The following is a 14,429-nucleotide window of genomic DNA, read 5'->3' as shown; positions in this document are numbered from 1 at the left end:
GGACGTTTAGACGCAAGAAGGACGCTGAAGAGCTTAGTTGCGGATTTGAGGTAAATATAAAGACTTGAATCATGATGGAGTGATCGATTCTAACGACCAAGCTCCTATCGGCTATAATCCGGTACCCGAAATGACTTTCTCTCTTGCTGCCGGTTTGAACTGGAAAGGAATTGATTTTAGTATATTGCTTCAGGGAGCTGCCCGTTCATCCATCTATCTGCAACAGGATATTGCATGGGATAATTTCTGGGGTAATTATTACGAAGAGCATATCGGAAGATGGACACCGGAAACAGCCGCAACAGCAACGTACCCACGTTTCACTAAGGCAGCCACTCCTGCGCATCCTAATTATTATAAATCTGACTATTGGTTGAAAGACTCCAAATACTTGCGTCTGAAAAACATTCAGTTAGGTTACACTATACCTCGCAAACTATTGAAAAAATTCGGAGTACGTTCACTTAGAGTATATGCGAATGCCTACAATCTCTTTACATGGGATAACGTAAAGAAGGTAGACCCTGAATCATCGAACAATAGTAATGGACAATTCTATCCACAACAAAAAGTAATAAATTTTGGTATCAACCTGAATTTCTAATGTTTGAAATGAATAATTTATGAGAAAACTATTTATATCCTTTGTAACGGCTGTCCTGCTTGCCAGTTGTAGTGCAGATAGCCTGATGAAAGAAACCGAACTGGATCTTACGGATACAGAGAAAGTTTATTCGGACATCACATTGACCCGCAAAGTTGCATACGACTTGTATGCACGTATGCGCATGGGGAGAGACCGCCTTGGCAGTTTTGGTTTTTTGGCAAACATTGGTGGTTCACCTTGTATGCTTGACAACGCAACAGACGATGGAGCCGGAAATACAACCCGTGCCGGAGGGGCAGTTATTCCCGAACTCGAGAAATTTATCAAAGGGGGAATTGATGCTTCCAAAGGTTTGATTGGCGGTGACCATCCATGGACATTTTACTATAAGGCCATCCGTTCTGCAAACACATTCCTGAACAACGTAGACCGTTCACCATTGGAGGATGCAGAGAAGATTTCCCTGAAAAACCAAGTACGCTTTCTGCGTGCATTGTATCACCACGAACTGTTTCGTTTCTACGGAGCATTAGTAATCGGAGACAAAGAACTCGATCCGTTACTTTATGACGAAATCAAACGTGAATCGTTAGAAACCACAGTCCGTTGGATTGCTAATGAATTCAAAGAACTTGCAGAGCCGGGAGTATTGCCCGACAAATACGATGCAGCAGATTACGGAAGAGCTACCCGGGGAGCAGCCCTAGGCTATCTGGCACGCACATTACTTTATGCAGCAAGTCCTTTACACAATGCGTCCGGAGTAACTTGGAGAGAAGCGGCTGATGCTGCCTACGATATGATTGAATATGCTGACAATGGAGATTTCTATCGTTTATATGAAGATCCGACCACTCCCGAAAAGAGCTACACACGATTATTCAATACCCGTGCCAATGGTGAGGTAATCATGGGATTTCTCCGTGCACCGGCAAATGACCTTTACGGAATGATGCCTGCCTTTGACCCCTGGAATGTAAATAAAGAGCTACTGACTTGCCCGAACCAATGGCTGGTAGACTGTTATGATATGCTCGACGGATCACAGCCCATTCTCGGTTATGAATCAAATACGAAAGCCATCATCAACCCAAACTCCGGTTACAATGTAAATTCTCCTTATGCTAACAGGGATCCTCGTTTGGCGCAGAGTATTTTATGTGATGGTGCTACCTGGCCTTTAGTCAACGGTAAGCCAGCTGCAATAGACCTGTCAAAATCATATAGATGGGGAAGCGGATACTTCCTGACAAAGTTCCTGGATGACCGTATCGATCATCGAAAAGGCGGCACCACTTACATGGACTTTCCAATGATGAGATATGCAGAAATCCTGCTCGATTATGCAGAAGCCGAGAATGAGGCTGAAGATACGAACACAGCCAGAGAAAAAGCAATAGCCCAGCTTAACAGGATACGTCGTCGTGCCGGTATCACGACAGACTTACTGGCCGCAGATTATAATCAGGCAACCCTTCGGGAACGCATACGCAAAGAACGCCGTGTAGAACTTTGTTTTGAAGATCATCGATTCTTTGATATAAGAAGATGGCTGATAGCAAAAGATGTAATGAGGTTACCGGCTGTCGGAATAAAGAAAATTAACGGTGAATATCAACGGGTAACTTTAGACACACGTAATTATAACGAGCGCATGAACTTGGCTCCAATACCACAGGATGAAGTTAATAACTGCCCGAATATCTACCAGAATCCAGGATACTAATCTAAATAGAATGTTTACTTAAAAAAATAAAGTCATGAAAACAAATAGTATAATTGCATTAATTCTGTCAATCAGTTTATTTGGATTATTCGGTTGTGCAGATAAATATGAAGTTGATTATGAAGCACCTGTCAAGATTGAATTTACAGGTGTCGATCAAAACAATAGAGTGTCATTAGAGAAAGGAGTTGCAGAATACACAGCAACTGTTAAAGTTCAGGGAGAGATCATGAGTTTTGAAATTTATCAGGCAGACTCCAAGACTGGAATACAAGGGAGCCTGATAGAAGAAACTGCCCGGTCATTTGAAGACGGAACCGCTAATTACGAGACAACTTACAAGTTTACTTCTTTAAAAGAGAATGCCTGTATTACAGTAGTCGTTTTAGGTACCGACGGTAATACTTACCAACGTAAGTTATTGGTAGAGATTACTCCTTCCGTTTTATTCTCCGATCCGGATTATGGAAAAGATGGAGAAATAGTAGAGACAGCTTCGGCTTATTATGGTTGTTACTATGCAACATGGCTTCTTGGACGCACCTATATGGCTGCTGATGCCATGAAATATGCAAACGAAGTAGATTTCTCACTCGGAGATGTTATCTTGTCTCCGGGAAGTGAAGCAGTACCTGCTCTTGTTTCACCTGCTAAAAGAAGTGAGTATGGTTTGATGACAATTAATGGTTTACAACACACATTATTTGCTGAAACCTCTTTATCACAAGCAGAATTTAATGCAATCTCCCAAGTAGATGCAACTCCGATAGAAAATCTGGCAGATCCAACCTCCGAAGTCTTAGCTATTCAGGCAGATAAAGTTTACCTGTTCAAAACTGCCAATGGAAAGAAAGGATTGATTTACATACAAAAAATAACAGCAAAAACTGGTACTATCGAAGTCTCACCGGATAATTGGGTAGAAAACACTAAATACTCATGGGTACAATTACTGACTAAAACCGTGGCGAAGTAAAGCTCCCATTCAAGATACTTTCTCCAATGATCGTATTATCATAGAATAATTAGAAGAATAGAGAAGTTTTCGGTTTCTACGAGCTTCTCTATTCGTGTTTTCTCAATAGAAGAAAGAAGAAATCTATCATTCTACCATTTTTTTTCCTTTATTGATTAGTATTTTTCCTTCCTTCTCTGATATCTTCCCTACTTTTGCGAAAAGTCATCATGAAAAACTAAAGTTAATTAAATCACAATAATTATGAATCTGAAAAAACATTTACCCTGGCTGGGAGCCTTACTCCCCATTGCTAACACACAAGCAGAAACAAAACCTAATGTAGTAATTATCTATATCGATGATATGGGTATCGGTGACATAGGTTGTTATGGAGGCAAATTCGCTCCTACACCTAATATTGACAGGCTAGCACAAGACGGGTTATTATTCAACCAGTATTATTCTTCTGCGCCGGTTAGTTCTCCGTCTCGCTGTGGATTGACCACAGGTCTCTTTCCTCTTGAAGTGGGAATCAACACTTTCCTGAACGACAAAGCTGCTAATAAGAGATGCGAACAACGTAATTTCCTTGATGATAAGTTACCCTCCATGGCACGTGCTTTCCAAAATGCAGGTTACTCAACAGGACACATCGGAAAATGGCACATGGGAGGCGGACGCGACGTACATAACGCTCCTTCTATTAAGAATTACGGTTTTGACGAATACATATCAACCTACGAAAGCCCGGACCCGGAACCAGCAATCACTGCTACCAAATGGATCTGGTCGGATAAAGACAGCGTGAAACGCTGGAGACGAACGGAATACTTTGTAGATAAGAGCATTGAGTTTGTAAAAAAGCATAAAGGCGAACCTTTTTTCCTGAATCTATGGCCGGATGATATGCATACCCCTTGGGTACCGGAATTCAAACAAAAGGAAAGAAAAAGCTGGGAAACACAAGAAGCATTTGCTCCCGTCCTTGCTGAAATGGACAAACAGCTTGGACGTTTTATCAAAGCACTGGATGATATGGGGCTGGCGGAAAACACAATCATTATTTTCACTAGCGACAATGGCCCTGCACCCAGCTTTAAGTCTGTACGTTCCGCTTATTTGAGAGGAACTAAAAATAGTCTTTATGAAGGTGGTATTCGTATGCCTTTCATCATCAGATACCCCAAGAAAATTAAAGCCGGACAGGTAAATAACGAGTCTGTGTTATGTGCTGTAGATTTATATCCGACTCTCTGTTCAGTAGCCGGAATCAAAACAGAAAAAGGCTATAAAGGTGATGGGCAGAACTATGCAAAAGTTCTTCTCGGTAAATCGGAAGCTAAACGCAAGACTGATTTAATGTGGGACTTCGGACGAAACAAACATTTTGGCTTTCCAGGAAACCCTTATGACAGAAGCCCCCATTTAGCTATACGCAGTGGAAAATGGAAATTATTAGTAAACGGTGACGGAAGCGATGCACAACTATATGATATGGAAAAGGATAAGTTCGAAAAGAATAATATCGCAAATGAGCATCCTGATTTGGTTGCCAAGTTGAGCAAGAAAGTATGTAAATGGTTTGAGGAAAACAAAGACAAAGGAAAAGAGTAATACAGTGAAAAACAAATTATAAACCAACATTAAACTTATGAATTCTAAATTTTTACTATTACCAACCGCCTTGATGGTTGCTGGACATTCTGCAGCAGAGGCCAAAGGAAAAAAGTCCGATCAAAGACCCAATATCCTGGTAATTCTTGCAGATGACCTAGGCTATTCTGACCTGGGATGCTACGGTAGTGAAATCCACACACCTAATCTGGACAAACTGGCAAAACAAGGAGTACGTTTCAATCATTTCTATAACACCAGCCGGAGTTGTCCGACGCGTGCTTCCCTGTTGACAGGACTTTATCAACATCAGGCAGGAATCGGACGTATGACCTTCGATGACCACCTGCCGGGTTACCGGGGAACACTCTCACGCAATGCCGTTACCATCGCAGAGGTATTGAAAGAATCAGGATATGCTACCAGCATGGTAGGTAAATGGCACATCGCAGAAACTCCACTACGCAAAGATCAACGCGAATGGCTCGCACATCACGTATATCACGAAACCTATTCTGATCTTTGTCATTATCCGGTAAATCGCGGATTTGATACCCACTATGGTACTATCTACGGAGTAGTAGACTATTTTGACCCATTCAGTCTGGTAGAAGGTGAAGTACCCGTGAAAGAAGTACCCGACGGATATTACATCACACAGGCGCTTTCAGACCGTGCAGTGAAAGAAGTGAAAGAGTATGCCAAAGACGATAAACCATTCTTTATGTACCTGGCTTACACAGCACCACACTGGCCATTGCATGCACTGCCGGAAGATATTGAAAAATATAAGGATACCTATAAAGTTGGCTGGGAAGCTATCCGTAACGCCCGTTACGAACGTCAGAAACAGCTTGGTATATTCCCTAACATGGATAATTTCCTGTCTGATAGACAGTTCAAAGATAAATGGGAAGATAACCCACATGCTGAATGGGATGCTCGTGCCATGGCTGTTCATGCTGCCATGATCGACCGTATGGACCAGGGAATAGGACAAGTAATCGATGCTTTGGAAAAGACAGGACAACTTGAAAATACACTGATTTTATTCCTTTCCGACAATGGATGCAGCAATGAAGATTGTCAGAACTACTCTCCCGGAGAAAATGACCGTCCTGATATGACACGTAAAGGGGAGAAAATGGTTTATCCTCATAACAAAGAAGTGCTGCCTGGCCCGGAAACCACATACGCTTCACTGGGAGCACGCTGGGCAAACGTAGCCAATACACCGTTCCGTTTCTGGAAAGCCAAATCTTATGAAGGAGGTATCTGTACTCCGATGATTGCCCACTGGCCGAAAGGTATCAAGAAGAATGTCGGCAAAACGACTCCCGAAATCGGACATGTGATGGACATCATGGCTACTTGTATCGATATGGCAGGCGCCACTTATCCTACCAAATATAAAGGAAACGACATCATCCCATTGGAAGGTAAGAGCTTGGTTCCTATCTTCAAGACCGGACATCGTGAAGGACATGACTATCTTGGATTCGAACATTACAATGAACGTGCATTCCTCTCTAATGACGGTTGGAAACTGGTTCGTCCGGGAGAAAAAGCTAAATGGGAATTATACAACCTGAATGAAGACCGAAGCGAAATGCATAATCTGGCAGCACAATACCCTGAAAAAGTAGCTGAAATGACAAAGGCTTACGAAGCATGGGCTAAACGTTGCATGGTAGAACCTTACCCGGGACAGAAAAAGAAATAAAGCCTACTCAATTAATTATTTTATATTTGACTCCTGTCGGAAAATATCCAATGATATTGCACGACAGGAGTTTTTTTATATGCTTTTATCCCTTCTTTATCAAGCCTCACCTGAAATCGGAGGCTGACCTGTATATTCCTTAGGCAGTACACCATATTGCGCTTTAAAACATTTCGCAAAATAAGAAGAAGAAGTAAATCCTACCTGCACTGCCACTTCTGAAATACGGGTACCGCCCATTATCAGTTCAGCAGCTCTATTCATACGAAGTGTCTTCAAATAATCATTAGGCGACATTCCGGACAAAGCCTTTATCTTCCGATAAAAATTAGAACGGCTCATATTCATCTGTTCAGACAGGGTATCTATCGAGAAGTTCTCATCCGCCAACTGTTCGGCTATTACTCCCTGTATCTTCGCTATAAATTCACAGTCTTTTTGAGACATCGCAAAATCCGTTGTCGAAACAGCAACCGTATCTCCTGCCAAGCTCACCATCAATTTATGGAAAGACTGCCTCAACTTCAACAGATTCTCGATCTGCATACGGAGCTGTTTAACAGAGAATGGTTTCTCAACATATACATCCGCTCCACATTCAAGTCCTTCGACTTTAGACTCCAAAGTGGTTTTCGCCGTCAACAAAATAACCGGAATATGTGAATAAGAGATTTCAGACTTCACCTTGCTGCAAAGTTCCAGCCCATCCATCTCCGGCATCATTACGTCACTCACTATCACATCCACATTTTCCTTCGCAAGCACTTCAAGTGCTTCACGACCGTTGGAAGCCCTCAACACACGGAACCATTCCGCCAATGACTCACGAGTCAGATTCAGCAAATCAACATTATCCTCAACCAACAGAACTGTGAACTTCTTTCCAGCATACTCCGAAGAGATCGTTTCAGAAGCATCTGCATGCTCCGGGGATATTTCTACAATATCGCTCGTTTTTTCCGTCTCCCACTCTTTGAACGGAAGAGACAGCATAAACGAAGAACCACCTCCAACATTATCTTCCAGACGCAAATCTCCCTGATGAGCTTCTGCCAAAGATTTCGCAAAAGCCAATCCGATGCCAGTGCCTACTGCTGTGGCCACCTTATCGTCAGGCAGTTGATAGAAAGCCTCAAATATCTTTTGTTTCTGTTCATTTGGTATTCCGGGACCATCATCGTTCACTTGTATCTCATATCCCCCATCAGTGACAAGCAGCTTCAAGTCAATATGCGCATGCGCATATTTGATGGCATTTCCCATCAGATTGACAAGAATCTTACTTAATTTGTCCCTATCCACCGTAGACACCAGCTCTTGTTCAGGCACAGTCAGTTGCAAATCAATACCTTTTAATTCAGCAGGGCTTGTAAACTGATTATAAACGTCACTGACAAGTTCTTTAATATCACTCTTTTTCAAATTCAGATGCAGCGTACCACTCTCCATTTTCTGAAAATCAAGCAATTCATTAGTAATCCCCAGCAGATAATTTACATTCTTATCTATCACAGACAAATACTTGAGATCTTTTCCTTCACGTTCTTTCTCCAATAATTTTTCCAAAGGAAGCCGTATCAAACTAAGCGGAGTACGTATTTCATGCACCAGATTGATGAAAAAGCTAATCTTCGACTTGTAAACTTCCTGTTCCTTGGTAATCTGATATTTTTCCATCCGCCGCTTATATTTGCGTTTAACACGGAGATTCCATCGCCAAGCCATCCAACCGATCCATCCCAACAGCATGAGGACATAAACGAAGTAAGCAAAGGTACTACGCCACCAGGGAGGAGTAATCACCACCTTTAAAGTGATAGTATTCTCATTCCACTGGCGATCATTATTAGAGCCTCTGACTTCGAACAAATACTCACCGGGAGGTAAATTGGTGTAAGAAGCCATATTATTATCAGTATTCAGAATCCACTCCTTGTCCACTCCCCGAAGTATGTAAGAATACCGATTCTTCCCCGGATCTTCAAAACTAAGAGCGACAAAACGAATAGAGAAGCTGTTGTTTTCGTAAGATAAAGTCACCTTATCAGCCATATAAAGCGGTTTATCCAACTGAAGCAATTTCTTCACCTCCTGCTCGTCGGTTTGATAAGGCAACCGGATATCGGTCACATAAACCGGAGGAATATATTTGTTATCTACAAACTGTTCCGGCTGGAATACATTAAAGCCGTTGATCCCACCAAAATACAATTTTCCTTCGGATGATTTCAATGAAGATCGAGCTATAAACTGATTCCCTTGCAAGCCATCATTAATCGTAAACTGGCGGAAATGATCTTTGGTAATAGGATTAATCTTAAAAATTCCGGCATTACTGGATACCCAGAAATCACCTCCCTGATCTTGCTCAATCGCATAAATAACCTTGTTAGGTAATAAAGTATTATGCGGATCAAACTCAATGAATCTTTTCTCTTTAGCATCAAAAGAACACAGTCCTCCCCCATTCGTTCCAAACCACATGGTTCCTTTCGCATCTTCAAATAAAGTAATGACCGAATTACTGGTGATCGTAGTCGAATCTTCCCGTTCATGCTGATAATGTTTCCAATGAGCATTCATTGTATTGTAAGAAAACACACCACTATTGGAAGTCGCAATCCAGAGATGATTGTACATATCCTCATAGATATCGACAACAGAAACCATTGAACCGATGCTTGTGATGGTCATAAAGTTATCTCGAACCGGGTCATAACAACACAATCCCCAACTCGTTCCTACATAAATTTCTCCTTTTCGTCCTTTATAAATACACAACACATCGTTGCTACAAATCGTATTGGGGATTCCACGAGAATGAGTATAGGCTTTCACTGCCCCTGTGCGTAAATTGATAACCCGTATTCCTCCGGCATAAGTACCGATCCATAAATAGTCGCCATCCAGCATTAAAGAACGGATGTCATACTTTTGATTTTTAGCTCCTCCTATTGCATAAGGAGAAAGTTCCCGGGTGGCAACATTGAAGAAATACAAACCGCTTTGAGTTCCAATCCAGATATTCCCATCTTTATTCTCACAGAAAGGCGCAACGACCTCCCCCGCTCCCGGCACTCCGGACAGATAGGCAGGCGAATAATAATCAAAACGTTTAGTCTGCTTGGACATATAGTTGATCCCACCCAAATTGGTCAACACCCAAAGAGCCCCTTCGGCATCCCACATCATTCCATTGATAGTCTGGTCGCTCAAACTTCTCGGATCGGCGGGATTATCCGCCCGCTGAAATGTGTTTGTATTTTGATCGAACAGATAAAGCCCGTTATCCGTTCCTACCAACAGCTCTTTATCCGTATACTTCAACAAACAATGAACAGCTCCGAAATTAAACGCCGAACCACTGTAATTGTCTATAGCTTCAGTTCGTTCATCCAAACGGCTCAACAGATTACTTCCCGCACCAATCCAAATATCTCCATCGATATTCTGAATACAGTTCACTTTATAACTATCGGAAGCATTTATATCTAATGAGATTTCATACGTCCGAAGAAACTTGCCGTTTTCGTCAAAGCACAAAAGTCCTTCCTGTAAGGAAGATATATAGACCCTCTTCCGATCAGCGCTCTGACAGAGGTCCCATACAAAAGACGTCTGAACACTATTTTGAGTCAGCACCTCTGTTTTCGGATCATAAATAAAAAATCCCTGTCCCAAAGTCGCAATCCAGATAAGCCCGTTTTCCGTCTTGATAATCTTTTTAATCTCACTGCTGATATACACATTATACTGCGTCGTTTTATCAAAGTAAGAGAAACGATCGGTATCCCGGTCATAAATATAAAGTCCGGAGTTTGTTCCAACCCAGAGATTCTTGTCCACCTCTATCAAGGCTTCTACAAAATTGTTTTCTAATGAGAACTTTTCGTTGAGAACATTCCGGTACACTTTATTGCCCCGCCCGTCATAACGGTTCAGTCCGTCACTGGTACCCAACCAGATAAAGCCATAACTATCTTGAAGGGCGCACCACACGGTATTATGAGACAATCCATCTTCTACCTGATATTTCTTGAACGAAAAATAAGGAGACGCGGATAGTGTTCCGGTCCAGAAGATCAGTAAGCATATTAGTATTTTAGTTAACTTCATTCTACGTGTTTTTTATTCAATTATCGGTTCAGCCAAGGTTCAGGATTCAACTTTTCTTTCTCCCTACGCAACTGGAAGTGCAATACCGTCCGTCCATTATCCGTACCGTCAGAAAAGACCTGACCGATGGATTGCTTCGTCTTCACCGTATCACCGGCTTTGACAGAGGCAGAAGAAAGATTGCAATAAACAGAAATATAATTGCCATGACGAATGAGGATATTAAATAATCCGTTCAATTGGAACACAGCCGCCACCTTTCCATCAAAAATGGCACGTGCCTGTGCACCCGGTTTTCCCTGAATATCAATACCCTTGTTATCCAGTTTCACGTTGCGCAAACCCTCTACGGCATATTGTCCGTAACGGCTGGTGATAATATAAGCGCCGGATATAGGCATTGGCAATTTCCCGCGATTCGCAGCAAAGTTACCCGACAATTCCCGATCCGCCTTACTCATGGTATAAGCCTCAAGAGGTTTCGATTTGGCGGCTGTTTCCGTTGCGGCGGATTTTCCCTCCTTGCTTTCTTCTTTCTTACGGGCAGCCGCTTCACGACGAGCTTCTTCCTGCGCACGCTTACGGGCACGCTCTATTTCTTCTGCAATTAATTTATCGATACGGGCATTCAACTGATTGGCTTCCCTGCGTTTTTTATTTATCTCATTCTGCAATCCTTTCTGCTTCTTTTGCAGATTAGTCACCAACGTGCGTTTCTCTTTTTCCTGCTCTTCCAACTTCACCTTTTCGTTCTCACGTTCTTGCAGCAGGTTCTCTTTGGCGGCTTTCACTTGCTGACGTTCCGCTTTCTTCTTGCGTATCTGTTCCTGTTTCTTTAGGATTTCTTCCCCTTGCAGACGTTGATAAGTGGCATATTCACGAACATATCGCATACGCCGATAAGTCTGCCCCAGATTCTTTGCCGAAAAAATAAACATGAGCTTCTCCTCTATCGACTTATTCTTATACAAGTACTGGACAGAAGCTTCATATTTCTTCTTTTTATCTTTCAAATCCTTCTCCAGCCCGTGCAACTGGCGCTCCAATGAAGTCAGTTCACGCTGAATAGCCTCCACATCATTGTTGATAGCCATGATATAGCGTTTCCGCTCTTCAATCTGTCCGGTCAACACAGCCAGACTATTCAACTGGCTTCCCACATCTTTCTTTGTATCCTTCAATATAGATTCCGATTCGGCAATCTGCTTTTGCAGCGCACCGCGTTTACTTTCCAGCTCACGAATCAACTTGTTCGATTGAGCGAAAAGAGGAACTGCCAACCAAAGGCAACTGATTAGAATAACAAAGAAACGTTTCATCATAATAAAGCTACCAGCATTTTTACTAATTCTTCCAAGGGAATCTGGTTGTATTTGGACGTCAGTTCCGTCGGAGTCATTGAAAACTCTTGTGTGGAAAACTCATAAAGTTGGACTTTAGCCTTTTCTAATGAAGGAATTCCTATATCTTTTCCTGTCAGTTCTGTCTTTCCACCAGGAAGAGAGGCATCCATCAATATCTTTTCCAAACGGGAAAACTCCACATTCTTCGACAATACATTTTTCAATTCAGCTTTAGTGGCACGAACAAAGCGTTTATTCATCCTGTCTACCAACAAAACTTCATCGGGAGTAACTTCTATACGTGCCACTTCCGTACGCAGAATAGGCATCAATAAGGAGATTTGTACCCGCTCATGAGTTTTCATCTTCATGGTTCCCCCTACAGACATACTTCCCTTCTTGCCGGGAATAGTCAACTGAAGCTTGGAAGCCAGGTAACTGGATGTCGGAGCCTTTGTCGAAGTCTTAGTTTCCGAGGTTGCCAAGTGCTTCGAACTCTTACAGCCGGCCAACACCACTACCACCAACAACAGTAGATAAATGATTCTTTTCATTCCGCAATATATTTCTTCTTCTCTATTTTCTGTTTCAACGTTTTCGACTCGCTACCCATTTCCAGTGCCTTCTTCCAATATTTCAACGCACCTTCCACATCGCCGGTCATAAAATAAATATCTCCGCAATGCTCCACAATCACATCACTCTTCTCGCCATCGTTCTTCATTGCATTGTCAATATAAATACGGGCTTCGGCATAGTTTCCCTTTTCAAAAAGAATCCATGCATAAGTATCGAGATAGGTAGAATTATTAGGTTCGGCTTTCACCGTTTTATAACTCATCTCCTCCGCCTTGTCCAAGTCACGACGTTCCACAGACAGATAATAAGCATAATTGTTCAATGCGCCAATATTGGAAGGATTGTACACCAAAGAGGAATCATAAGCAGCGTATGCCTCCGCCATCTGTTTCTTGGTATGATAAATGTCTCCCATAATTGAATAGAAATCCGAAATGACTTCTTTTCTGGTATCGGCAGTTACATGTTCCAATGCCCTGCTGCAAACACTCAATACACTATCCGTCTGTTCTGCCTGATGATAAGCAATAGCCAGATAATAATAAAGTTCCAACGCATCGGGAGTGGCTTCAATACCCGGTTCACAGACTTTGATAATTTGCTTGTAGTCTTCCTTCTTCACCGCCGCACTAACCAGCATCAAACGGGCCGCCTTATTGGTAGGATCCAAATCAACCACCTGCTCCAATACCGGCACAGCCTCTTGTTCCATATTCTTCGACAACAGGTATTGAGAATAAAGCATCGGAATCTGCGGATCATCTATATCCTGCTTCATCATCCGGTCGAACAAAGCAATCACTTGAGTGCTATCTTTGGCAGACGACTGTTCATTTTCCACAATCACCTGTCTCATAACACTGATTTTGGTATCCGAAGTCACCTTCTTATTCAGCAATAAAGTATCCAACTGCTGTTGATACAACTCTTTCTGACCGGTCTGTTCATAATAAGAAGCCATTGAAAAAAGAGCCATCGGATTGTCAGGCTCTACCGCCAGGACCTTCTGATATGCATCGTATGCTTCCTGCTTTTTTCCATTCTGAAGATACACATCTCCCAATATCACCTGATAACGCATATCCATCGGATATTCCTGTACCAGACTTTCGATTTCCTGAAATGCCTTCTTATCATCTTTCATCTGAAGATAAATACGGAATTTCTCCATAGAAAGCTGCTCATTCTTACCCAAGCGTTTCTCTAAACGGTTCAATGTAGAAATGACATCATTATATTTCTCCTGACGACTGTAAATATCAAGAAGACTGAACAAAGGCTCCTGCTTTGACGGGAAACGGGTTACCATTTTCTCAAGCAACGTTACAGCCTTATCCAACTCGTTCTGTTGCTGATACAGGCTGACCAGCCCCTGGCTATACCAGAAATTATCAGGAGCAAAAGCCACCGCCTGCTCCAAAGCCGCCTGACCTTGCGGCACCTGGCGGAGGAACATATAATACTGCGATATTTCATAAAGCGCCGAAGAAGCATTCGGATTGATATCCAGACAATGCTGTAACAATCCAAATGCCGCATCATACTCATTCTTTTCTTTCATCCGCATGGCTTCCAAAAAGAAGTAGTCATATTTACGCTGTTGTTCAGCAGGAAGCAATGATTCTTTTACCGAAAAGGATGCATCTGCCTTCACTGCTGTTTTTGCTGTACGCATAGAACGGGTTCCCCCACACGAAGTGAGCACTAACACCGTCACGAACAGCCATCCTATTTTTATCTTCATTCTATTTTTCGATTAAGCA

The 14,429-nt window shown here is 42.3% G+C and carries 9 protein-coding genes; 5 read left to right on the top strand and 4 right to left on the bottom strand.

Annotated features, from left to right (window positions below):
* Nucleotides 1-64: 64 nt before the first annotated feature.
* The 5 genes from DW862_RS07535 (at nt 65) to DW862_RS07515 (ending at nt 6,628) form a co-directional block, all read left to right on the top strand.
* Complete coding sequence (locus DW862_RS07535) at nt 65-604, top strand: hypothetical protein (RefSeq protein WP_243636457.1); 540 nt, start codon at nt 65-67, stop codon at nt 602-604.
* Nucleotides 605-623: 19 nt separating this feature from the next.
* Nucleotides 624-2,333, top strand: coding sequence for a RagB/SusD family nutrient uptake outer membrane protein (locus DW862_RS07530; protein WP_004324403.1), 1,710 nt, complete (start codon nt 624-626; stop codon nt 2,331-2,333).
* 34 nt (nt 2,334-2,367) lie between these two features.
* Nucleotides 2,368-3,309: a hypothetical protein gene (locus tag DW862_RS07525; RefSeq protein ID WP_008024146.1), complete on the top strand. Its 942-nt coding sequence runs from the start codon at nt 2,368-2,370 to the stop codon at nt 3,307-3,309.
* A gap of 243 nt (nt 3,310-3,552) precedes the next feature.
* Nucleotides 3,553-4,905, top strand: coding sequence for a sulfatase (locus tag DW862_RS07520; RefSeq protein ID WP_049701655.1), 1,353 nt, complete (start codon nt 3,553-3,555; stop codon nt 4,903-4,905).
* 37 nt (nt 4,906-4,942) lie between these two features.
* Nucleotides 4,943-6,628 carry an arylsulfatase gene (locus DW862_RS07515; RefSeq protein ID WP_008024141.1) on the top strand — a complete coding sequence of 562 codons (1,686 nt, stop codon included), beginning with the start codon at nt 4,943-4,945 and terminating at the stop codon, nt 6,626-6,628.
* Nucleotides 6,629-6,727: 99 nt separating this feature from the next.
* On the opposite strand, the gene DW862_RS07510 is transcribed toward DW862_RS07515, so the two are convergent.
* Genes DW862_RS07510 through DW862_RS07495 form a run of 4 tightly spaced genes read right to left on the bottom strand, consistent with a single transcriptional unit; the run spans nt 6,728 to nt 14,410 of the window.
* Nucleotides 6,728-10,744 carry a two-component regulator propeller domain-containing protein gene (locus tag DW862_RS07510; RefSeq protein ID WP_120067595.1) on the bottom strand — a complete coding sequence of 1,339 codons (4,017 nt, stop codon included), beginning with the start codon at nt 10,742-10,744 and terminating at the stop codon, nt 6,728-6,730.
* 20 nt (nt 10,745-10,764) lie between these two features.
* On the bottom strand, nt 10,765-12,066 hold the full coding sequence (locus tag DW862_RS07505) for a murein hydrolase activator EnvC (RefSeq protein ID WP_120067593.1): 1,302 nt from the start codon (nt 12,064-12,066) through the stop codon (nt 10,765-10,767).
* Nucleotides 12,063-12,641: a DUF4292 domain-containing protein gene (locus tag DW862_RS07500; RefSeq protein ID WP_008024136.1), complete on the bottom strand. Its 579-nt coding sequence runs from the start codon at nt 12,639-12,641 to the stop codon at nt 12,063-12,065. Before DW862_RS07500 ends, DW862_RS07505 begins: the two co-directional genes overlap by 4 nt.
* Nucleotides 12,638-14,410 (bottom strand): tetratricopeptide repeat protein, encoded by a 1,773-nt coding sequence (locus DW862_RS07495; protein ID WP_008024135.1) that lies wholly within the window; start codon nt 14,408-14,410, stop codon nt 12,638-12,640. Before DW862_RS07495 ends, DW862_RS07500 begins: the two co-directional genes overlap by 4 nt.
* Nucleotides 14,411-14,429 lie beyond the last annotated feature (19 nt).

The organism is Bacteroides sp. AM37-9 (genome assembly GCF_003603455.1).
In the GTDB taxonomy this organism is placed as follows: Bacteria; Bacteroidota; Bacteroidia; order Bacteroidales; family Bacteroidaceae; genus Bacteroides; species Bacteroides xylanisolvens.
Note: the sequence above shows the minus strand (reverse complement) of the source record. Positions and strands in the feature narration are given on the sequence as shown.